The 19946-nt window shown below is 67.2% G+C and carries 22 protein-coding genes; 6 read left to right on the forward strand and 16 right to left on the reverse strand.

Going from position 1 to position 19946, the window contains the following annotated elements; genetic code table 11:
• The 5 genes from HNE04_RS06220 to HNE04_RS06240 form a co-directional block, all read right to left on the reverse strand.
• A complete protein-coding gene (locus tag HNE04_RS06220) occupies positions 1–720 on the reverse strand; it encodes a TIGR03915 family putative DNA repair protein (RefSeq protein WP_172217645.1) in 720 nt (239 codons plus the stop codon).
• Entirely contained in the window at positions 720–1724 is a 1005-nt protein-coding gene (locus tag HNE04_RS06225) for a lysylphosphatidylglycerol synthase domain-containing protein (protein ID WP_235964819.1), read from the reverse strand. Before HNE04_RS06225 ends, HNE04_RS06220 begins: the two co-directional genes overlap by 1 nt.
• 3 nt (positions 1725–1727) lie before the next feature.
• On the reverse strand, positions 1728–2966 hold the full coding sequence (gene clsB / locus HNE04_RS06230; RefSeq protein WP_172217646.1) for a cardiolipin synthase ClsB: 1239 nt from the start codon (positions 2964–2966) through the stop codon (positions 1728–1730).
• Positions 2967–2975: 9 nt separating this feature from the next.
• Positions 2976–3743 (reverse strand): endonuclease/exonuclease/phosphatase family protein, encoded by a 768-nt coding sequence (locus HNE04_RS06235; RefSeq protein ID WP_172217647.1) that lies wholly within the window; start codon positions 3741–3743, stop codon positions 2976–2978.
• A gap of 84 nt (positions 3744–3827) precedes the next feature.
• On the reverse strand, positions 3828–4277 hold the full coding sequence (locus HNE04_RS06240) for a PaaI family thioesterase (protein ID WP_172217648.1): 450 nt from the start codon (positions 4275–4277) through the stop codon (positions 3828–3830).
• A 176-nt stretch (positions 4278–4453) separates the two neighbouring features.
• On the opposite strand from HNE04_RS06240, the gene HNE04_RS06245 reads away from it, so the two are divergent.
• Together HNE04_RS06245 and HNE04_RS06250 are read left to right on the forward strand one after the other, a co-directional pair.
• Positions 4454–4996, forward strand: a complete 543-nt coding sequence (locus tag HNE04_RS06245) for an acyloxyacyl hydrolase (RefSeq protein WP_172217649.1) — start codon at positions 4454–4456, stop codon at positions 4994–4996.
• A 147-nt stretch (positions 4997–5143) separates the two neighbouring features.
• Positions 5144–5641, forward strand: a complete 498-nt coding sequence (locus HNE04_RS06250; protein ID WP_172217650.1) for a hypothetical protein — start codon at positions 5144–5146, stop codon at positions 5639–5641.
• A gap of 16 nt (positions 5642–5657) precedes the next feature.
• Here HNE04_RS06250 and HNE04_RS06255 read toward each other — a convergent pair whose 3' ends face one another.
• Entirely contained in the window at positions 5658–6143 is a 486-nt protein-coding gene (locus tag HNE04_RS06255; RefSeq protein WP_172217651.1) for a Spy/CpxP family protein refolding chaperone, read from the reverse strand.
• Between the two features lie 207 nt (positions 6144–6350).
• On the opposite strand from HNE04_RS06255, the gene HNE04_RS06260 reads away from it, so the two are divergent.
• Positions 6351–6689, forward strand: coding sequence for a hypothetical protein (locus HNE04_RS06260; RefSeq protein ID WP_172217652.1), 339 nt, complete (start codon positions 6351–6353; stop codon positions 6687–6689).
• An 18-nt stretch (positions 6690–6707) separates the two neighbouring features.
• Here the strand turns inward: HNE04_RS06260 and HNE04_RS06265 are convergent, their stop codons facing one another.
• The 7 genes from HNE04_RS06265 to HNE04_RS06295 all read right to left on the reverse strand — a co-directional run bounded on the left by HNE04_RS06265 (position 6708) and on the right by HNE04_RS06295 (position 14423).
• Positions 6708–8015: a biosynthetic peptidoglycan transglycosylase gene (locus HNE04_RS06265; protein ID WP_172217653.1), complete on the reverse strand. Its 1308-nt coding sequence runs from the start codon at positions 8013–8015 to the stop codon at positions 6708–6710.
• The gene (locus HNE04_RS06270) at positions 8012–8557 is read right to left on the reverse strand and encodes a hypothetical protein (protein WP_172217654.1); all 546 of its coding nucleotides are present in this window, start codon (positions 8555–8557) and stop codon (positions 8012–8014) included. The genes HNE04_RS06265 and HNE04_RS06270 overlap by 4 nt, the downstream gene beginning before the upstream one ends.
• On the reverse strand, positions 8550–9395 hold the full coding sequence (gene xrtQ, locus HNE04_RS06275; protein ID WP_172217655.1) for an exosortase Q: 846 nt from the start codon (positions 9393–9395) through the stop codon (positions 8550–8552). The genes HNE04_RS06270 and xrtQ overlap by 8 nt, the downstream gene beginning before the upstream one ends.
• Before the next feature lie 11 nt (positions 9396–9406).
• Complete coding sequence (locus tag HNE04_RS06280) at positions 9407–11458, reverse strand: VIT and vWA domain-containing protein (RefSeq protein WP_172217656.1); 2052 nt, start codon at positions 11456–11458, stop codon at positions 9407–9409.
• Between the two features lie 118 nt (positions 11459–11576).
• A complete protein-coding gene (gene creC / locus HNE04_RS06285) occupies positions 11577–13013 on the reverse strand; it encodes a two-component system sensor histidine kinase CreC (protein ID WP_172217657.1) in 1437 nt (478 codons plus the stop codon).
• Complete coding sequence (gene creB, locus HNE04_RS06290; RefSeq protein ID WP_172217658.1) at positions 13010–13735, reverse strand: two-component system response regulator CreB; 726 nt, start codon at positions 13733–13735, stop codon at positions 13010–13012. The genes creC and creB overlap by 4 nt, the downstream gene beginning before the upstream one ends.
• Before the next feature lie 40 nt (positions 13736–13775).
• Positions 13776–14423, reverse strand: a complete 648-nt coding sequence (locus tag HNE04_RS06295) for a hypothetical protein (protein ID WP_172217659.1) — start codon at positions 14421–14423, stop codon at positions 13776–13778.
• Positions 14424–14453: 30 nt separating this feature from the next.
• Here HNE04_RS06295 and HNE04_RS06300 point away from each other — a divergent pair, with 30 nt between their 5' ends.
• The gene (locus HNE04_RS06300) at positions 14454–15656 is read left to right on the forward strand and encodes a YbfB/YjiJ family MFS transporter (protein ID WP_172217660.1); all 1203 of its coding nucleotides are present in this window, start codon (positions 14454–14456) and stop codon (positions 15654–15656) included.
• 6 nt (positions 15657–15662) lie between these two features.
• On the opposite strand, the gene gstA is transcribed toward HNE04_RS06300, so the two are convergent.
• Positions 15663–16274 carry a glutathione transferase GstA gene (gene gstA, locus HNE04_RS06305; RefSeq protein WP_172217661.1) on the reverse strand — a complete coding sequence of 204 codons (612 nt, stop codon included), beginning with the start codon at positions 16272–16274 and terminating at the stop codon, positions 15663–15665.
• 100 nt (positions 16275–16374) lie between these two features.
• Between gstA and HNE04_RS06310 the strand changes: the two genes are divergently transcribed.
• Together HNE04_RS06310 and HNE04_RS06315 are read left to right on the forward strand one after the other, a co-directional pair.
• Positions 16375–17652, forward strand: coding sequence for an AsmA family protein (locus HNE04_RS06310; protein WP_172217662.1), 1278 nt, complete (start codon positions 16375–16377; stop codon positions 17650–17652).
• 91 nt (positions 17653–17743) lie between these two features.
• A complete protein-coding gene (locus tag HNE04_RS06315) occupies positions 17744–18592 on the forward strand; it encodes a transglutaminase-like domain-containing protein (protein ID WP_172217663.1) in 849 nt (282 codons plus the stop codon).
• Here the strand turns inward: HNE04_RS06315 and HNE04_RS06320 are convergent.
• Entirely contained in the window at positions 18589–19344 is a 756-nt protein-coding gene (locus HNE04_RS06320; protein ID WP_172217664.1) for a class II aldolase/adducin family protein, read from the reverse strand. The two genes, HNE04_RS06315 and HNE04_RS06320, sit on opposite strands and share 4 nt — an antisense overlap.
• Positions 19341–19931 (reverse strand): HD domain-containing protein, encoded by a 591-nt coding sequence (locus HNE04_RS06325; protein ID WP_172217665.1) that lies wholly within the window; start codon positions 19929–19931, stop codon positions 19341–19343. The genes HNE04_RS06320 and HNE04_RS06325 overlap by 4 nt, the downstream gene beginning before the upstream one ends.
• Between the last annotated feature and the right edge of the window lie 15 nt (positions 19932–19946).

Here is a 19946-nt window from a genome sequence, read left to right on the forward strand (position 1 = left end):
TCATGCCGGACTCGATCCGGCATCCATGGCTCCATCCTCCTGCGTTGCGGCGATCGCCCGGGTGCCGAACACCTTGTAGTAGCAGGCCCGCCAGATTTCCTCGTCGGCTTCGGGCGCGGGCGCCTCGGCGCGTGGCAGGCCCGACGCGAAGTGCAGCTGCTTGCCGTCGCACTCGGCGCTGCGATCGGGCGTGAGGATGGCCCAGCGCATCAGCGGCGAGCGTTTGGCGAACCAGGGCGCGACGGCCTCGACGATGTGATGGGCCGGCTCGAACCAGGCAACCTGGATCGGCTCGGTGCCGCCATCGTGCACCGGACGGAAGCGCAGGAAGGCTTTCATCTTGTGCAGGTCGCGGCGCACGGCCTGGCCCATCTGGTGGGCATGCAGCATGTCGGGGTCGATCGGGTCGTTGCGCAGCCCGGGTTCATGCACCAGCCGCCACAGCAGCCGGTACAGCAGGTCGAAGCGGATGGGGTCGTTGTGCAGCACCACCACCTCGCACAGGCGCAGGAACGAGGCCGGCACGATGGCTGATGCCGCCTTGGGAATGCCGCGGCCGCGGTTTTCCAGGGCCGCCACCGGGTCGGTGAACTGATCGCTGTTCTGGGCCTGGGCGGTCTGCCAGTGCACGCTCTCCGGCGGCACCTGGTGGGCCAGCAGCGCGCGGGCCTCCTCGCGGAAGCCCGCGAGGTCGGTTTCACTGGCCAGCAGCGCTTCCATCACGGAACTCCTTCAGCATTGAGGCGACTCAGCTTCCTGGCATGAAGTTCCATCACCAGGTAGAGCACAGCCGCCACCATGAGCGGAACGATGTAGTAGATGGCTCGGTAGCCCAGCAGCGCGCCGATCAAGCGGCCCTCGGAAACCTGGTGGGACAGCAAGGCCACGAAGATGAACTCGAAAACGCCCAGCCCCGCGGGCACGTGGGCAAGAACACCCGCGATCGCACCGATCAGCAGGACCGTGAGCACGTCGGTGTAGGGAACCTGGCGCTGCAGCAGCATGAAGACTGCGCCGCCCATCAGGCTCCAGTTGAGGCACGAGATGGCCAGCTGCAGGCCGGCCATGCGCCACTGGGGCAGGAAGATCTCGTGCCCGCGCACCGTCCAGACCCGATTGCCCGCCCGCAGGCAGGCCACGAAGTACGCGATGGCGCCGAGCACCATGGCCGCGCCGATCCATTGCAGGCCGTGATTGCCCATCTTCCAGCTCGGCGGCAGTTGCAGCGGAGTCAGCAGGAACAGCAAGCCGCCGAGCAGCAGGTAGCCGATCCAGTTGGTGAGCATGCTCACCGACACGATGCGGGTGATCTCGCCGTAGTCGAGGCCCAGCCGCGAATACAGGCGGTAGCGGAAGGCCACGCCGCCCACCAGCGTGCCCAGGTTCAGGTTGAAGGCGTAGCTGATGAAGTTGACGGTCATGACCTTGCGCGTGGCCAGCTCGTGCCCGGTGTAGCGCCGCCCGATCAGGTCGAAGCAGCTGTACAGGAGGTGGCTGGCCATGGCGAAGCCGATGGCGGCCAGCAGGGCGGGGCGCGGCGTGTCGCGCACCGACTGGAACACGTCGTCCCAATCCACGTTGCGTGCGAAACGCACCAGCAGAGCCAGCACCGCAACGAAGAACAGCAGCGTCAGCAGCCGGCGCGTCCACGGCCACCAGGGCCGGGCCTGCCGTTCGCTGGGTTCGCCGGCCATCGCGTTGCGGGGCAAGGTGCGCGATCCCATGCCTCACTCCTTGCCGCCGTGGTTGAGCACGGGCCGCAGCCGGTCGGTGAGCGCCGGCAACAAGCGCGGCACATGGCGCGGCAGCCAGGACGCCCAGGCGGGATAGCGCCGGGTGAAGTGATAAGCCACGAAGCTGCGTACCAATTCCAGGCCGTGCAAGCTGCCGAGATCTTCGCGCTGCACCTGCTTGCAGTTGTGGCGCATGAGGTGCTCCAGCCGCTCCTGCAGGTGCTGGTTGAAGCCGCGGTCGCGGATGATGACGTTGGCCTCGAGATTGAGCGACAGGCTCAGCGGGTCGAGGTTGCTGGATCCCACGGTGGCCCACTCGTCGTCCATCAGGGCGACCTTGCCATGCAGTGGCCGCTCGCAGTATTCGTAGATGCGCACGCCCGCGCCCAGCAACGTCCGGTAGAGCATGGAGGCGGCGATCTTCACGATGGGCATGTCAGGCTCGCCCTGCAGGATCAGGCGCACATCGACGCCCCGGCGGGCGGCGCGCCGCAGCTCCCGCATGAAGCGGTAGCCCGGAAAGAAATAGGCGTTGGCGATGATCACGCGCTTGCGCGCCGCGCGAATGGCGATGCGGTAATGCTTCTCGATATCGCCCTGGTGGTGGCCGTTGTCGCGGATCACCAGCGTCGCGGCGGCGGTGCCGACATGCGGCTGGCCCTGCACGTTGTTGCGCACGCTGCTGCGGTTGCGCCACCACTGGCGCGGGCGCTGGTAGCGATGGCCCTGGGCCAGCGCCATGTGCGTGAAGCGGTGGATCTCGGCCACCAGCGGGCCGTGGATCTCCACCGAATAGTCCTGCTTGGCCGCGGGCCCGAAGTCGGCCAGATGGTCGGCCGAGTAGTTGATGCCGCCGACGAAGGCGACCTCGCCGTCGATCACGACGATCTTGCGGTGCATGCGCCGCAGCACGTTGACGCGCCAGCCCAGCAGGCGCTTGACGGGATCGAACACATGGATACGCACGCCAACGTCGATGAGCGAGCCGATGAAGTCGTCCGACAGGTCGGGCGAGCCGAAGCCGTCGATGGTCAGGTCGATCTGCACGCCGCGCCGCGCGGCCGCGATCAGGACCTGGTGCAGCTGCAGGCCGACCTTGTCCTCGAACAAGATGAAGGTTTCCAGCACCACCTCCTTACTGGCGTTGGCGATGCAGGCGAATACGCGCGGGAAGAACTCCTCGCCGTTTTCGAGAAGGCGTATGTCGTTGCCTTCTATCCATCTGGAGTGCATGAGTTCTTCCTAGAGATGGATTTCCGCGGCCAGCGGGGCGTGATCGGACAGGTGGGACCAGGGCCTGCGCGGCAACACCACCGGCAGATGGACCGAGGCGTTGCGCACGTAGATGCGATCCAGCGACAGCAGCGGAAAGCGCGCGGGAAAGGTCTTGGCCGATTCGCCGTAAGCCGTGACGAACACTTCGCGCAGGCCGATCTCGCGCTCCAACACGGCATTGGCGCGGCGGCGCCAGTCGTTGAAGTCGCCGGCCACGATCAGCGGCGCGTTGTCGGGGACTTCGCCGCGCACCATCTGGCACAGCAGGTCCAGCTGCTGCTGGCGGTGGTTCTCCGCCAGGCCCAGGTGCACGCAGATAACATGCACGTCCTGGGGCTGGCCAGGCACGCGCAAGACGCAATGCAGCAGGCCACGCTTCTCCGGTCCGGCCACCGACACGTCGTGGTTCTGGTAGTGGACGATGGGGAACTTGGACATCACGGCGTTGCCGTGGTGGCCTTTGGGATAGACCATGTTGCGGCCGTAAGCAAACTGCGGCCAGATGCTGTCCGCCAGAAATTCGTAGTGCGGCGCTTCGGGCCAGCCGTTGACCTTCTTGCCATGTTCTTCGTGCGTGCCTTGCACCTCCTGCAGGAACACCACGTCGGCGCCGACCTTGCGCACTGCATCGCGCAGTTCAGGCAGGATGAACTTGCGATTGAAGGAGGTGAAGCCCTTGTGGATGTTGACCGTCATCACGGTCAACGGCGGGGCGGTGGCCACGGTGTCGGTCATCAAATTGTCTCGCGATAAGGGAGACTTTTCTTGTACTGCCGGGCTTTTGCAAGAGGTGTAGGACGGCAGGCAGTCTTCTTGTCGCTACGTCACGCGCCGCGCATTGGCGTCGATGTTGCGTGCGGTGCCAAGCAGCGTGGCGCACAAGCTCTCCTGTCCGTCGTCGCTCACCGCATAGACCTCGGCCGCACACACGGTGAGCAGCTTGCCGGCATCGATCACTCGACCTCGGGCGCGCAATGCACGGCCGCGCGCTGGTCCCACGAGCTTGATGGTTGCGTCGATGGTGGCGTTGACCCAGCCGGGCGGCAGCAGCGAGCCCGCCGCCGACACGGCTGCGAAGTCCGCGATGGCAAACACGGGTGTGGCCTGCAGTTGCCCGGGCTTGAAGGTGAAAGGCTCGGCCACCGGAATCTCGAGCTCTGCTCGGCCGGGCTCGAGCCGCGTGAAGCGCAGGCCCAAGGTCTGCGCCATCGGCATGGCCAGCACCAGTTGCTGCAGCCGAGCCAGTGAGGTGGGCGTGGTGGTAGTCATGGTCTTTCCTTTCGCTTCTGTTTGCGCAGCCACCAGCTTAGAAAGCTTGGTGCCGCGCGAAGGTTGCCAAGGTGACTGACGGGCTGACGCCCAGGTGACTTTGTAGGACCCGGCCCTGCTACCAAGCAGGTGACGCCTGACGCGACACGGCGCCAGTTTTGGCGACACTCAACCCCATGAATATCCGACCCCTCCTGGTGCTGGCGTGGGCTTGCGCGCTGCCCCTCAGCACGCATGCCATCGAGCTGGTGCCGCGCGGGGCATTCGTGCAAGGCGGGATCGCCGACCACGACACCTACAGCGCCACCGCCGGCCTCATCTGGCCCTGGTCATGGCGGTACGAGGCGTTGGGCGGCGAGTTGACGGCGATCACCGAGGCCTATGCGAGCCATTGGAGCGGCCGTGGTGTCGGCGATCGCGTGTCGTTCACGCAGCTGGGGCTGGTGCCGCTGCTGCGTTATCGCTTCGCGCAGGGACGCTCGGACTGGTTCCTGGAGGCGGGCATCGGCATCTCGGTGATGGATCGGATCTACCGCACCTCGGACAAGCAATTCAGCACGCGCTTCAATTTCGTGGATGTGGCCGGTGTGGGGCGCAGCTTCGGTGCCCAGCGCCGGCAAGAGCTGAGCCTGCGCATCGCGCATATTTCCAACGCCGATATCAAGAAGCCCAACCCCGGCGAGAACTTCCTCCAGCTACGCTACGCGGCCCTGTTCTGAGGGCCCAGATGGGCGGCGGCAGGAGCCCGATGTCCTACAGGCGCCGTCGCGACTGTCCCGCAAGTGGGCGCTCATGCCCATCCTAAGGTGCATCGCACGCCCCCGCACCGGGGGCTGTATGACTCAGCTTCAAGCAAAGGAATCAATATGAACAAGTCCAACGCCTACCTTTCCGTGTTGCTGGCAGGCCTGCTGGCCACCGCCGGCGTCCAGGCCCAAAGCACCCCAGCGGCCGGCAGCTCCGACCTGCCTCCCAAGGCCGGCGAAGCCAGCACCCAGACGATGGGCGCACCGAATGCTGCGACGACCAATTCGCCCGCCACCGAGGTACCCATTTCCACGAAGGACGCCATTCGCCAGGATGCGCATGGCATGAGCGGCGCATCGGCGACCTCGAGCGTTCCACCCAAGGCCGGCGAGGCCAGCACCAGCGTGCAGGGCAAGCCCAATGCCGATCCTGCCAGCCCCATGGTGGGCAAGAGCCGGGCCGAAGTGAAGGCCGAGATCGGCATGAACCGCGCCCAGGTTGACGCGGCGCGGGCCGGCCAGTCGATGGGCAATACCCGCTACGGTGTTCCGGTCGGCACGCCGGCCACGGCGCCTGCGGGCACGCCGTCCGTGTTCCAGGGCGGCACCCCGCAGTAACTTCGCAGAGGCGTAATTAGCCCCTGTGGTGGTGGCCGCCATGGCCATGGTGGCCACGCCGCGCGGTTTCAGCGTCGAACACCTTCTTCTGCTCTGCCGACAGCGTGGCGTAGAAGGTCTTCGTCGCGTCGCCGCGCTTGTCCATCTCGGCCATGCGCGCAGTGCGCAAAGTCTTCATGCGGTCGATGCGCTCGGGCGTGCTGAGCTTGGCGAACTCCGCGCGATCGGGCCGTTGCATGCGCGTGGGCGTGATAGCGGCGACGTAAGCGGTCCAGCTGCCTTCCTGTGCGCTGCTGAGTTGCAGCTTCTGCTTGAGCGCAGCCATGCGCTTGGCAATGCGTTCCTGCATCTTGGCGGGATCGAACCGGCCATGGCCTTCGCGTGCCGTGGTGGCCGTGGTCGCGGGCGCAGCAGCCGGAGCGGGCGGCGCCATCTGCGCGCTGGCGGCCAAGCCGAGCGTAGCCAGGGTCACTGCGGCGATCAGGTTGTGTGCGAATTTCATCTGTAGGTCCTTTCGGTGAGAAAGCCTGCACCTTGCAGGTTGATGCGAAGTGTGGAAGCGCCATGTGTCCCGCCAATTGCGCGGGCGTAGCTGATGTGTAAAGGTGCGAAGCCGTGGGAGCATTCCTACGACAGATGCGCAGGATTAGCGACAGGCAATGGCCGGGCAGGTGCCACCATGGAAGTTGAACCTGCGAAGGAGCAGCCCATGAAGTACCCCAACCTGATGCGGACCGCTGCACTCGCGGCGGCGGTGGGGACGGGCAGCGTGTTTGCCCAGACAGCCCCTGTGATAACCGACGTCGGCCCGCCTCCTGCTGAAGATCGCTCCAGCACCGGCGCCATCGTGCTGGAGAACTCGCTGGTGCGCGCGCAACGCGACAACGCTTTTCAGCGGTCCGGTTCGCAGACGGGTGTCACCTCGGTTGGCCGCGGCGTGCTGCGCGCCACCATGAAGGCGCAGAGGGAAGCCGATTTGGCCAAGGCACGCGAAGCCGAAGCGGTGAACCTGCACGACCGTGGTGCCGGTAGCCTGATCGAGAAGTAACTCCCAGGTAGCGGCCGTTCAGTCTTCGACCGCCTGCCTTCCTTTGCGCGGCGTGGTGCTTGGCGCGGGCAACGGCGGCGGCTCGGCCCAAGTCGCGGGCCAGTCTCGTGCGGCCATGTCCTCGACCAGCGTCAGCTTCTGTTTGCGCGTGAGGCCGCGCATGCCCATTGCCACCCACTGCGCCCGGGCCATGTTGATCTGGCCGGTGTCGGCCCAGCGCTGGGCTTCCATCACGGGGTTGTGCAGCATGGCGGCTAACCAAGCGGCCTGCGCCGGTGTGAGCTCATGCGCGCGCACGCCGAAGTAGTGAACCGCTGCCGCCTCGGCCCCGCACAGGCGCGGGCCCCAGGGCGCGTTGTCCAGATACAGGCGCAGGATGCGCGGCTTGCCCAGCGTGCGCTCCATTTCCACCGCATATAGCAACTCGCGCAGCTTGCGCACAGGGCTGCGTTCGTCGCCTGTGAGCAGCAGCTTGGCCACCTGCTGCGACAAGGTGCTGCCGCCGCGCTCGATGCGATGCATCTGCTGGTTGCGGGTGAGCGACGATGCGAGTTCGGTCAAGTCGTAGCCCTGGTGCTCGAAGAAGCGCTGGTCCTCGGCCGCGACGGCGGCGCGGGCCAGCCAGCTGTCGGGCGTGAGCCGGCTGGTGCGCCGCCCGGTGGTGCAACTGCTGCGCGCGCCGGCCAGGGCTTCCGTGCCCAGTCCACTCACTTCGAAGCCTTCGATGCGCGGCGCTATCGTCAAAGTGCCCGACGGCAGGCTGAGCTGGGCTTGCAAGGAAAAGACGCCACCGATCTGCGCCTGCGTTACCTCGGGGATGTGACGGGCGAACAGCGCGTAGCCGTCGGCCAACTGCGTGCCGGGAATCGAGAGGCGCAGGGGAAGCTCGCCTTGCGCAAGGCGGCCTTCCCACGTGCCGCGCACGCGGCCAGAAACCACTTCGCCGTAGAGACGTCCGCCATTGCGCCGCACCGAGGTCAGCACCTGGTCGAGCTGCAGGCTCTCCTCACCCAGGCCGGGCGGTTGCAGGATGCAAGGCGCGCAGCGCAGCAGCAGCGTACTGTTCGATGACTGCCAGTCCAGATGGAGCCGGCCGACGCGGGTGGCGAACTCATGTCCATCCAGTAGCGGCCCGCCCCAAGGCGAAGTGGCGAGGCGAATCACGGAGGGCACGCCGGCCTGCAGTTCCAGCGGGCCGAACTTCAGGGGCACGGACCATTCGCCTGGCAGCGGCGCGAGGATGGCGCGCGCCGCATAGAACGCGCCCGTCGCGAGCGCGGCGACGACCAGGAGGGTGGCGGCGCAAACAATGGCCAGTTTTTTCATAGTGGACTCGCGATGGTGATAGCTTGCCACGGACCCTGCGATTGACCAAGCAGCGCCGCCCAATACCACGCGGAAGCATCGGTGAAACCGGCGCCCTGGGCGTCGACGATGCGTTCGCAGACTTTCAGGCGCTGGCCCGCGCGCATCGCTTCGAAGCAGCGCCACAAGCGGTGTTCACCGTCGAGTTGAAGCTGCTCGCCGGCGACGCGATAACCCAGGCCGCGATAGCAGTCGGCGGCCGGATGCAGCATGCGGGTGGGCCGGTGCACGGCGCGCAGCACCAGCACCTCGCGCCCGTCGGTCATGCGGGCCAGCGTGCCGGGGAACTGGCGGGCGAAACGCTGCTCGACTTCGCTGAGGGCGAGGGGGCGCAACGGCTGGCCCTGCCACTGCGATGGCAGCTCGAAGCCGGGTGCCGCGCGCGTCACGGCCGGGTGCGGCTGGGCCCAGGTCGCGACGGCGCCCCACACCATGCAGGCCGGCAGCAGCAAGGCGCAGAGCGACTTGAACAGCACGCGATTCAGGAAGCTGTTGTCAAACATCGCGCTCTCCCAAAGGTCCGTGCATCACCCGGGCAATGACGGCGCACACGATGGCCAGCACGAACAGGCCAACCGCGTCATGCGCCCAACCCGCCAAGTGACGGCCCGATGCCTCCAAGGCCACCAGCACGGCATTGCGCAGCACGTTGCCGGCCAGCACCAGCGCACTCACCGCCGGCAGCCGCGCCAGGAAGCCGGCATTGCGGCGGCCGGCATGCAGGGCCACCACGCAGGCGGTGAAGTAGCCCAGCCACAGCATCTGCACGCCGGAGCAGGGCGCATCGACGATGACCAGCCGGCCATCGACCAGCAAGCTGGCGCCGCTGCGCTCCACCTCGAAACCGGCAGCCAGCAGCCAGCGGCTGGCCTCGGCGGTGATCACGCGCAACGGGTAGCCGGCGTAGAACTGGAGCGAGGCCAGCAGTGGCAGCGAGAGCATCGACAAGCCGAGCACCGGGGCAGTGGCCACGGTAGAAGGCAGGAACGCGGCCAGGCCTGCACCCAGTGCCAGCAGGCCGAGCAACGATGACACGAGCGGCGGCACCTGTCCCAGGGCGGCAGTGGAGGCCACAGCCCCCACCAGCGCGAGCGCGAGCCACCCCAGACGCGGCGCGGCGCGCAACCGCCGCCGGCACACCCAGAGCAGCAGCGCCAGGGCGGCCAATGCCAGTGCACCCAGCGGCTCGTCGGAGCCATCCAGCATGCGCTGGCCCATCCACCAGGCGGTGGGCCAGAGCGCAGCGGCCAGCAGGGCCAGCCAGATGCCGCAGGGGGCGGTATCCAGCCGAATGCCCAAGCGCACGAAGGCCGGGACGCTCAGCAGGGACGAGTGGGCCATGGCGTTTCCCTTCAGGCGGTGAAGCGGCGGGCGTCGGTACGGCGGGCGCGGCGCGCCATCATGGCCAGCACCGAGAGCAGCACGGCGATCGCGCCCCAGGTCTCGGGCTCGGGCGTGCCCGGCACTTCGGCGCCAATGGCCAGGTTGCTCACGCCCTGCGGCATGGGTGACGGCTGGTTGACGCTGGGTGTGTCCTGCGGCGCCAGGTTGCGCACGATGTGGTCGACGGCCAGGAAGCTGGTGTATTGCGTCAGCAGGTTGTATTGCAGGCCCAGATCGGTGATGCGCTTGCGATGGCTGTCCCCGCCTTCCAGCGACTCCTGGTCCGACAAGGCGGCGACGCGATGGCGCGCCCAGAGATAGCGCAGGGCTGCCGTGTCCTGGCCGATGTGGGCGCCGACGGCGATGGCGTTGCGATACGGGCCGGTGGCGCTCTGGCCTTCGATGACGACCTGGCCGCGGGCCTCACCGCGCCATTTGCCGAACACCACGACCGGCCGCTCGCCCAGCACGTCGGGCAGCTGGACCGGCTCGACGTCGTACACGTCCAGCCCTTCGAAGCGGGCCTTGACGCTGGTGAGCACCGGCGACTCGATCATGCGGCGAAAGCGCGCCGCCTCGGCCGCTGCCTGCTCGGGCTTGGTGATGATGAAGGGCTCGCCCATGCCGGCGCGCGCCAGGCCTTCCATCAGGTGCCGGTTGACGGAGGAGCCGATGCCGAAGGAGAACACGTTGGCTTGCGACAGGTTCCTGCGCACCAGCTCGAAGGCTTCGCGCTCCACCGTCACATAACCGTCGGTCACCACCACCACGGTGCGCGAGACATCGGCGGCCTTGGGCTCGGCGTAGACGCGCTTGAGCGCGGGGATCAGCTCGGTGCTGCCGCCGCCGCCCATCTGGTTGATGGTGTGGATGGCCTGCTCGATGTTGGCGCGCGTGGCCGGCACCGAATGCGGCGCCAGGAAGCGGTTGCTGCCGGAGAACAGCAGCACGTTGAAGCTGTCGCTCGGCTTGAGGCTGCCGATCAGCTCGCGCAGCAGCGCCTTGGAGGTGTTCAGCGGAAAGCCGTGCATGGAGCCCGAGATGTCCACCACGAAGATGTATTCGCGCGGGCTGATGATGCTGGCCGGCACCTGCTTGGGGGGCTCGACCATCGCCAGGAAGAAGTTTTCGTCGTTGCCGCGAAACAGCATCACGCCGGATTCGATGCGGTCGCCGGCCAGGCGGTAGTCGAGGATGAAGTCGCGGTTGTTCTGCGCGTCGGTGCTGTGCTGCAAGGCCACGGCGGCGCGCTCATCGGTTTGCTGTGTCACCTCGATCGTGTGCGAGGCCGAGCGCACTTCCTTCAGGCCGATCGGGCTGGCGATGGCGACCTGGATGTCGAAGGCGGCGCCGCCGGGTTGCCCGGCCGGAAAGAAGGGCTTGCTCACCCACTGCGACTGGGCTTGGCTGGACTGCGGGCTGTTGTAGCGCGGGCCGACCACCGTGGGAAAGACGAACTGGTAGTTGCCGGCCTGCGGCACCAGCAGCTCGGTGTACTTGAGTTCCACCATCACGTCGTCGCCCGGCATGATGTTGGCCACGTTCATCTGGAACACGTTGGGCAGGTGCTGCTCGAGCAGCGCCGCCGTCTTGCCCTCTTTCTTGGCGCTGTCGTACTCGATGCGGGCTTGCTGCTTTTCGCGGATCTTGGCGGTGATGAGGCGGTCGCCCAGCCGCACGTTCATGCCATATACCGCTGCCTTGGTCGAACCCGGGAACACGTACTTGGCCTCGATCGCCCGCTGGCCTTCGTTCTTGTAGTGCTGGGTCACGGTGACGTCGGCGATCACGCCCGAGATGCGGACGTCGACCTTGGTGGACTTCAGCGGCAGCTGGTCCACCGTCGGGTCGTCGCTCTTGACGAAGAAGTACGGACTCTCGGTTTTCAGGCGCGGCTGATCGTTGCCCTGGGCGTGGGCGGCCCCCGCCCCCAGGGCGATGAAGCAGGTGGCGGCGATGCTGGCGCCGGCTATCCATAGCCAGCGCGCCAGGCCGCGGGCGGGTGAAAGGGTGGGCTGCATGTGGGGCTCTCCAGGGCGCAGTGCGACAGTGCACGGAGCCAAGGATCGCCAGCGACGGCGAAGCCGATTTGAAGTGCAGCGAGAGTTTCGTGAAGTCTGTGTGAAGCCTGGCCGCGCGTCAGGCGATGGCCAGCGGCAGCGACAGCACGGCCACGGCGCCGCCTTCTGGCGCATTGCCCAGCTCGATGCGGCCCTGATGCAGCGAGGCGATTTCGCGCACGAAGGACAGGCCCAGGCCCGTGCTCTTCTTGCTGGAGTGCGGCCGCGCCAGCGAGTAGAACTTCTCGAACACCTTGTCCTGGGCGTACTCGGGAATGCCGGGTCCCTGGTCCTGCACCCGGATGCGTGCGGCCCGCGGCGTGCGCTCCAGCGAAACGCTGACCTGCGCGCCATCTGCCGAGAAATCGATGGCGTTGTCCAGCAGGTTGCTGACGGCTTGCCGCAGCAGGAACGGATCGCCCTCCACCTCGGCATCGTCCGCCGCCTGCAGCACGATGCGAATCTGGCGCGCTGTCGCCGCGTCCTGGGCGCTGGTGACGAGCTCTTGCAGCAATGGCCGCAGGGCCACGTTCTCCACATGCTCGAGCGATCGGCGCGTCTCCAGCGCCGTCAGCTCCATCATGCGGTCGACCATCTCCTGGATGCGCTGGGTTTCACGGGTGATGTTGGCCAGGAAGCGCTGGCGCTGCTCTTGCGGCATGCCGGGCTCCTGCAGCAGTTCGGCGGCGCCGCGTATGGCCGACAGCGGGCTCTTGACCTCATGCGTGAGCGTCTGCACATAGTCGGCGACGTAGTTGCGGCCGGCCAGGGCATCGCGCATCTCGTCGTAGGCGGCGCCGATGACGCCCAGGGCGCGCCGGCCCAGGCGCGGCAGGCTGAAGCGGCGCTGGGCCCGCACATAGCGCACGTAATCGCCGATCAGGCCGAAGGGGCGCACCAGCCAGACCGAGACGATGAGGGCCAGCAGCAGCACGCCGGCCACCGACATCAGCCCGACGTAGAGCGTCTTGCGCCGCGCCGCCTCGACGAACTGGCCGAAGCTCTGCACCGGCTTGCCCACCGAGACCGCACCGATCACATCGTTGTTCGATCGCACCGGCGCGCTGACGTACATCACCGAGGTGGCCGGGTCGTTCTCCACGTCCGGTGTGGTGCGCGAGCCGGGCTCGCCGCGCAGGGCCATGCGGATGTCGCGCCATTGCGAGAAGTCGGCGCCGGTGACGTGGCCCAGCGAATCGAACAGCACGCGGCCGCTGCGGTCGGTGACGTACAGCCGCAATTCGACGCGCCGTTTGGTGACGCTGAAGATATGGGCCTCGAAGTTGCGGGCGTACACCGTCTTGAACAGCGGCCCCAGCCGGCTGGTGTCGATCGCGCCGTTGCGCGCGTCCTGCTCGACCAGGCTGGCCATCAGCTGCGCGGTCTCGACCAGCGATTCCTCGGCCGATTCGCGGTAGCGCGGATCCAGGTCCGCCACCACCCGGTACAACATGAACGCCAGCCCCGCCGCAAAGATCAGCAGAATGCCGATGAAGATGCGGTTGCGCTTGCTCAAATCACCGCCGGTAGCTCTTCGCTCAGCGCGTAGCCCGAGCCGCGCAAGGTGCGGATGGCTTCGAGCTGGGGCGCCACCGTCTTGAGCTTGGCGCGCAGCGTCTTGATATGCGCATCCACCGTGCGATCGAAGCTGTCGCTGTTGCCGTCCCAGACCTTGTCCAGCAGCTCGTCGCGGCTGAACACGCGGCCGGGTTTTTGCACCAGCAGCCGCAGGATGCCGTACTCGTAGCGCGAGAGTTCCAGCAGGCGCCCGTAATAGCGGATTTGGCGCCGCTCCTCGTCGAGGGCGAAGGGCCGGACCGGCGCGGCCGGCGGCGCCATGCTCGCCACGGGGGCGGGCCGAACGCTGCGGCGCAGGATGGTGCGCACCCGCGCCACCAGTTCTCGCGGCGAGAAGGGCTTGGGGATGTAGTCGTCGGCGCCCAGCTCCAGGCCGACGACGCGGTCGATCTCGTCGCTGCGCGCTGTGAGGAACAGCATGGGCACCTGGTCGCCGCCGGGCAGGGCCCGCAACTGCTTGAACAGCTCGAAGCCGTTGAGATCGGGCAGGCCCACATCGAGGATGGCCAGTGCTGGCGGCTGGGCCGCGAACTCGCGCAAGGCCTGCTCCGCCGTGGCGCACCACACGGGCGCGAAGCCGTCGGTAGCCAGCACATACTGGATGGTGTCGGCGATGCCGGATTCGTCCTCGACGATCAGGATGCGCGGCTTGCTGAACATGGCGCTATGGTAGCCGCCGGACGGGCCGCGCCACGCCTTTCTAGAACGACTGCTTGAGCCCCACGCTGACCAGGTTCTCGCGGTCGCTGCGGCCTACGGTGCCATCGATCTGCAGGCCCTTGGCGACTTCCATTCGTGCGCCGACCTGGAAGGTGGGCTTGGAATGGCGCTGGCCGAAGGCTTCCACATGGGCCGTGACCCGGCCGAATTCGCGTTCGTGCGCGATGCCCCAGGTGCCCAGGGTGGACTCGCCCGGCGCGTGCACGGCGCCGAGATTGAAATGGCTGGCGCCCCAGCCGCTGTTGCAGGTGGCGAGGCCGTTCACATAAGGGGTGTTGCCCCCGGCACCGCGCGTATGCGCTACGCCCAGCACTGCGCCGACGTTGCAACCCGATTCCTGCGAGGGCGTGATGCGCCACTTGGCTTGCACGGCGCCGCTGGTGGCATTGGCCGTGCGATCGCGCGAGATTGCCGCGCCCAGCTCCAGCCCGTCGATGGGCGCATAGGCGGGTGCGACCGTCCAGGTGTGGGCGCGGCCCGGCAGGCGCGCGTACCAGGCCTCGACATGGCCGGCGCCGGCTTCGTTGACGCTGGCGTCGTCCACGGTGAGCGGTCGGCCGGCATGGGCGGGCGCGGCCAGCATCAAGCCTAGGAGGGAAGCAAGAAGGATTTGGTGGGTGTTTGGCATGGCGCGAAGTCTAGCCCGACAATTGCGCCCATGCCGCGCCCCGTTGCCTCGCCGCCGTCCCTGCTGGGACTTGCCTTAGCGCTCTCACTTGGCGCCGCGGTGTCGTTGGGGATCACGCGTTTCGCCTACGGCCTGCTGTTGCCGCCGATGCGCGCCGACCTGCAGTGGTCCTATACGCTGGCCGGGGCGATGAACACCGCCAATGCGCTGGGCTACCTGCTCGGTGCGCTGTTGACACCGCGCTTGATGCATCGATACGGTCCCTCGCGGATGCTGGTGGCGGGTTCGGCCTTGGCGAGCCTGTTCATGGGGCTGAGCGGCTTCTTCACCGAGGCCGCGCCGCTGCTGGCGCAGCGCGTGCTTGCCGGCGTGGCCAGCGCCTTCCTGTTCATCGCCGGCGGATTGCTGGCCGCGCGCCTGGGTGCGTTGCGCCCGGCACGCAGCGGATTCCTGCTGGGCCTGTACTACGGCGGCACCGGCCTGGGCATCGTGCTGTCCGCGCTGCTGGTGCCGGCCTTGCTCGAAGCGGCGCGCGAGCGGCCGCATGGCTGGGCCTGGGCCTGGTGGGTGCTCTCGCTGGCCTGCTTTATCGCTACCGCCTTGCTGATGTGGCCGGCGCGCGTGCTGCCGCGCCTGTTGGGCGATGCGGCCGAGCCGCAGCAGGCGCAGGTGCAAAAGGCGCGGTTCAGCTGGCGTGCATTCGCGCCCGGCCTGGCCGGCTACACCATGTTCGGCGTGGGCTACATCGGCTACATGACCTTCGTGATCGCCTTGCTGCGCGAACAGGGCGTGGGGCCGGCGCGCGTGACCCTGTTCTATGCGCTGCTGGGCCTGGCAGTGCTGGCCTCGTCGCGCATCTGGGCCGGCTTGCTCGATCACTACCAGGGCGGCCAGGCACTGGCGATCCTCTGCGGGCTGCTCGGCGTGGCGACGGTGGTGCCGGCACTGACGGCGGCCTGGCCGCTGGTGCTGCTGTCGGGCCTGGTGTTCGGCGGGGTGTTCCTCTCGGTGGTGGCCTCGACCACTGCCTTGGTGCGCCACAACCTGCCGCCAGCGCAATGGGCAGCGGGCATCAGCGCCTTCACCATCGTGTTCGCGGCCGGTCAGATCGCCGGGCCCACGATCGTCGGCTGGATCGCCGACGGCCCCGGCGGGTTGGCGCGCGGCCTGGTGTTTTCGGCCGCCGCGCTGTGGCTGGGTTCGCTGCTGGCCTGGCGCCAGCGGCCGCTCTGATCCGTTCTACTTGCCGAGCAGGCCTTCGACCTTGAGCGCTTCCTGCACCGCCGGCCGGGCAGTCACTCGCTCGTGATGAGCCATGACGTTGACGAAGGCGGCGAGGTCCACGTTCGGCGGCTTGGCCCAGCGCGTCACCGCATACAGGTAGCCATCGGCGACGCTGAAATGATCACCCATCAGGTATGGCTTGCCCGCCAGTTCGCCGTCGAGCCAACGATAGCGCGAGGCCAGGCGGTCACGGTAGATCTTCTTGGCTTCCTCGGGCATGGCGGCATTGAACAGCGGCGAAAAGCTGCGGTGGATTTCGGTGCCTATGAAGGCGAGCCACTCCTGCAGGCGGTAGCGCGGCAAGGTGCCGTTGGCGGGCGCCAGGTTCTTGATGGGCACCAGGTCGGCGATGTACTGGACGATGGCCGGCCCTTCACGCAGGCGCGTACCGTCGTCGAGTTCGAGCGTGGGAACGTAGCCCAGCGGATTGATGGCGTAGTAGTCCGAGCCATCCGGCAGCTTGTGGGTCTTGGTGCTGGCGAGCACGGGCTCGAAAGCCAGGCCGGCCTCACGCAGGGCGATGTGCGGGGAGAGGGAACAGGCACCGGGCGAGTAGTAGAGCTTCATGGGAGAGATCCTTCGCTGGGGACGTTCAGCAGAACCACGATGCTAGCGGGGGAGGGAATTTCCTGCAGGCGCCCGTGCGTGGTTTCGCGACAATGCATCCATGACACGTCTCGCGAAATGGCTTCTGGCCCTCATCCTTTTGCCGCTGCTCCTGCTCGGCGCCGTCGCCATGGCCTTGCAGCATTGGGTGGGCAGCGAGGATTTTCGCGGCCGCGTCAACCAGCAGGCTTCGGAGACGCTGGGCGTGCCGGTCGTGGTCGGCGGGATCACGGTGGACGTCTGGCCTTTGCCGGCCGTGGGCCTGGACAAGGTCCAGGTGAAGAGCCAGCCGCCACTCACGCTGGAACGCATCGAGGCGCGGCCCTCCTGGGCGCCGTTGCTGCAGGGCCGCCTGGAGATCAAGACGCTGCTGGTGCGCGACGCGGTGGTGCCCGAGCGCGCCGTGGCTGCGATCGCCGCCGCGTTCCAGAAAACGCAGCGCGCCAAGGCCGGAACCACGCCGCCCAAGGAGTCGCGCGGGACCATGGCGCTGCTGCCGCGTCGCACCGTGCTGGAGCAAGTGACCTGGGTGCACGCCAAGGGTGGGAGCACGACCGTGGATGCGCAGGCGACGCTGGACGACGACGGGATGCCGGGGACTGCGCACATGGAAGTGCGCAAGGGCCGGCTGCAAGGGACGAAGGCCACGATGGAACGTCAGCCCGATCACTGGGCCGTGAGAATCGAGATCGGCGGTGGCACCGTCGTCGGCAAGCTCCGGTTGCAACCCGGCACCAAGGGTGCGTCGGTCCTGCAGGGGCAATTCGATACGGCCAATGTCGAGGTATCGGCGCTCACCGCGCCCAGCAAGACGCTGACCGGCCGGCTGGAGGCGCAAACCAACTTGCGCAGCGAGTTCCGCGAGCCCGGCGCGATTGCCGATGCGCTGCAAAGCCAGACCCGCTTCACGGTGCGCAATGCGGTCGTGCATGGCATCGACCTGGCGCAGGCGGTCAAGACGGTGGGCATGAACCGCAGCGGCGAGACGCGGCTGGACACGCTGGCCGGCAACGTGGTCACGCAAGGCCGCTCGGTCCAGCTCAATAACCTGGTGGCGACTTCCGGTTCGCTCTCCGCCAATGGCAATGTGGCGATGGCGCCCAGCCGCGACCTGAGCGGGCGCGTCACGGTCACCCTGACGTCCGCCGCTGCCGGCGGAAAGCTCGGCGTGCCGCTGGTGGTGGGTGGCACTCTCGATTCGCCGAGTGTCACGCTGAGCCAGGGTGCGCTGGTGGGCGCGGCCATCGGCACCGTGCTCGCGCCGGGCGTCGGCACCGGCGCGGGGGCGGGTGTGGGCGACAAGGTCGGCGAGAAATTGCGTGGCCTGTTCGGCAAGTAAGCGCCAGACGGCTCAGTCCTACATCACGCTGCGCCGCTAGCTGATCGATGGGCGCAGCCGTGCCCGTACCATGGTGGCGAGGTACCTCGTCATGCATCTTTCCACGGTAGAAACCGTCCTCGAATACGAGGTCACGGGCCCTACGCATTTCTGTTTCAACATCGAAGCAGCCCATTGGCCCACGCAGAAGATCGTGAGCGAGCGGCTGGCCGTGTCTTCGGGCGTGGCCCTGCATGCGTACACCGACGGTGTCAGCGGCAACCGCTTCTTCCGCTTCGATGCACCGCCCGGCCCGCTGCTGGTGAACTACAAGGCGGACGTCGAGGTGTACTCGGAACATGTCGACGAGCACCTGCCGGAAACGCCGGTGAGCCAGGTGCCGGATGAAATCTTCCACTACCTGATGCCCACGCGCTATTGCGAATCGGACGTGCTGTGCAGCGCGGCCCAGCAGCTGTTCGGCAAGGAGACGCCGGGGATAGGGCGGGTGCGCGACATCGTCAACTGGATCCACGACTCCATCGCCTACCGGCCGGGCAGCACCAACTCCACGACCACGGCGCAGGAGGTGTTCGTGCAGCGCGCGGGCGTCTGCCGCGACTTCGCGCACCTGGGCATCACGATGTGCCGGGCGCTGAACATTCCGGCGCGCATCGTCGTGGGCTATGTCTGGTTCGACGAGCCGCCGCAGGATTTCCACGCCACCTTCGAGGCCTGGATCGGCGGGCGCTGGGTGCTGTTCGATCCTTCGGGCATGGCGCCGGTCGATCGTCTGGTGCGAATCGGCACGGGCCGCGACGCCAAGGACGTGGCCTTCAGCACCTTCTTCGGTTCGGTCGAGATGACACGCAAGGACATCTCGGTGCTGGAGCACGAGCCGCGCAAGACGCCGAACAGCGGCAAGGCGGTGCTGGAGCTGGCCGCGGTCGGCGTGGCTTAGTTCTTGTAGCTGGGGTCCGCGCGATCCAGCTTGCGAATCAGCGCGGGCCAGGCAAAGGCGCCGCCCATGCCGCCGGTCTGTACCCTCATCGCCTCGGCCACGCCCTTGACGATCTGCGGATTCACCGTGATCAGTTCACCACCGGCTTGTGCATCGAGCTGGATGCGGCAGGTGTTCTCGAAGGTGTACATCTGCAGGAAGGCATCGGCGATGGTCTTGCCGGTGACCAGGAGGCCGTGGTTGCGTAGCACCAGGAAGTTGGCATTGCCCAGGTCGGCCTGCAGGCGCGGCTTCTCTTCGTCGCGGAAGGCCACGCCCTCGTAGTCGTGATAGGCCAGCGAGGCCAGCACGAAGGTGGCTTGCTGCGAGATCGGCAGGATGCCGCCTTTCTGCGCACTCACCGCGACACCGGCGCGGGTGTGGGTGTGCAGCACGCACTGGATGTCTTCGCGTGCTTCATGCACGGCGCTGTGGATCACGAAGCCGGCCGGGTTGACCGGGAAGGGCGAGTCGATGATCTTGTTGCACTGCTGGTCCACCTTCACCAGCGACGAGGCGGTGATCTCGTCGAACATCAACCCGTAGGGATTGATCAGGAAGTGGTGCTCGGGGCCGGGCAGGCGCGCGCTGATGTGGGTGAACACCAGGTCGCTCCAGCCGTACAGGGCCACCAGCCGGTAGCAGGCGGCCAGGTCCACGCGCAGCTGCCATTCCTCGGCGCTGACGACTTCCTTGAGAGAGGCGATGTTCATGCGGGTTCCTTGTTGTCGAGAGCCGACTTGTAGATGCTGTTGCGCGGCTGGGCCATCAGGCGGCGCAGCATGGGTTCGAATTGGGACAGCGGCAGCGTCTCGGCCTTCGCGTCGAACGCCGGGCTGTCGTAGAGTGCGCAGAACTCTTCGGTGCGGGCGAAATGCGGGTGACTGCGGAATTGCTCACGCATGTCGCGGTCCATGCCGATGTGATGGAAGAAGTAGTAGCCCTGGAAGATGCCATGCTGCTGCACCATCCAGTGATTGGCCTCGCTGACGAAGGGCTTGAGGATGGCGGCGGCGATGTCGGGATGGTTGAACGAGCCCAGCGTGTCGCCGATGTCATGCAGCAGCGCGCACACCACATACTCCTCGTCGCGGCCGTCGCGCAGGGCGCGGGTCGCAGTCTGCAGCGAATGGGTGTAGCGATCGACCGGGAAGCCGCCGTAGTCGCCTTCCAGGATCTTCAGATGCGCCATGACGCGATCCGGCAAGCCCTTGCTGAACTGCATGAACTCGCCCCCTATGACCTGCCAGTCGGCCTGGGTGCTGTCCTGCATGCGGGTGAAGTTGGCGCGTGCGTTCATGGCTGCATTCTTGGA

It is taken from the genome of Caenimonas soli (assembly GCF_013155545.1).
Classification (GTDB): domain Bacteria; phylum Pseudomonadota; class Gammaproteobacteria; order Burkholderiales; family Burkholderiaceae_C; genus Ramlibacter; species Ramlibacter soli.

Bases quoted from the DNA above. Each gene is read 5' to 3' on its own strand.
- HNE04_RS06325 (WP_172217665.1), bottom strand. From the start codon at position 19,931: ATGAACGCACGCGCCAACTTCACCCGCATGCAGGACAGCACCCAGGCC.
- HNE04_RS06315 (WP_172217663.1), top strand. From the start codon at position 17,744: ATGCATCTTTCCACGGTAGAAACCGTCCTCGAATACGAGGTCACGGGC.
- gstA (WP_172217661.1), bottom strand. From the start codon at position 16,274: ATGAAGCTCTACTACTCGCCCGGTGCCTGTTCCCTCTCCCCGCACATC.
- HNE04_RS06310 (WP_172217662.1), top strand. From the start codon at position 16,375: ATGACACGTCTCGCGAAATGGCTTCTGGCCCTCATCCTTTTGCCGCTG.
- HNE04_RS06245 (WP_172217649.1), top strand. From the start codon at position 4,454: ATGAATATCCGACCCCTCCTGGTGCTGGCGTGGGCTTGCGCGCTGCCC.
- xrtQ (WP_172217655.1), bottom strand. From the start codon at position 9,395: ATGGCCCACTCGTCCCTGCTGAGCGTCCCGGCCTTCGTGCGCTTGGGC.
- HNE04_RS06225 (WP_235964819.1), bottom strand. From the start codon at position 1,724: ATGGGATCGCGCACCTTGCCCCGCAACGCGATGGCCGGCGAACCCAGC.
- HNE04_RS06295 (WP_172217659.1), bottom strand. From the start codon at position 14,423: ATGCCAAACACCCACCAAATCCTTCTTGCTTCCCTCCTAGGCTTGATG.
- HNE04_RS06300 (WP_172217660.1), top strand. From the start codon at position 14,454: ATGCCGCGCCCCGTTGCCTCGCCGCCGTCCCTGCTGGGACTTGCCTTA.
- HNE04_RS06260 (WP_172217652.1), top strand. From the start codon at position 6,351: ATGAAGTACCCCAACCTGATGCGGACCGCTGCACTCGCGGCGGCGGTG.
- creB (WP_172217658.1), bottom strand. From the start codon at position 13,735: ATGTTCAGCAAGCCGCGCATCCTGATCGTCGAGGACGAATCCGGCATC.
- HNE04_RS06255 (WP_172217651.1), bottom strand. From the start codon at position 6,143: ATGAAATTCGCACACAACCTGATCGCCGCAGTGACCCTGGCTACGCTC.
- HNE04_RS06265 (WP_172217653.1), bottom strand. From the start codon at position 8,015: ATGAAAAAACTGGCCATTGTTTGCGCCGCCACCCTCCTGGTCGTCGCC.
- clsB (WP_172217646.1), bottom strand. From the start codon at position 2,966: ATGCACTCCAGATGGATAGAAGGCAACGACATACGCCTTCTCGAAAAC.
- HNE04_RS06270 (WP_172217654.1), bottom strand. From the start codon at position 8,557: ATGTTTGACAACAGCTTCCTGAATCGCGTGCTGTTCAAGTCGCTCTGC.
- HNE04_RS06220 (WP_172217645.1), bottom strand. From the start codon at position 720: ATGGAAGCGCTGCTGGCCAGTGAAACCGACCTCGCGGGCTTCCGCGAG.
- HNE04_RS06250 (WP_172217650.1), top strand. From the start codon at position 5,144: ATGAACAAGTCCAACGCCTACCTTTCCGTGTTGCTGGCAGGCCTGCTG.
- HNE04_RS06240 (WP_172217648.1), bottom strand. From the start codon at position 4,277: ATGACTACCACCACGCCCACCTCACTGGCTCGGCTGCAGCAACTGGTG.
- HNE04_RS06320 (WP_172217664.1), bottom strand. From the start codon at position 19,344: ATGAACATCGCCTCTCTCAAGGAAGTCGTCAGCGCCGAGGAATGGCAG.
- HNE04_RS06280 (WP_172217656.1), bottom strand. From the start codon at position 11,458: ATGCAGCCCACCCTTTCACCCGCCCGCGGCCTGGCGCGCTGGCTATGG.
- HNE04_RS06235 (WP_172217647.1), bottom strand. From the start codon at position 3,743: ATGACCGACACCGTGGCCACCGCCCCGCCGTTGACCGTGATGACGGTC.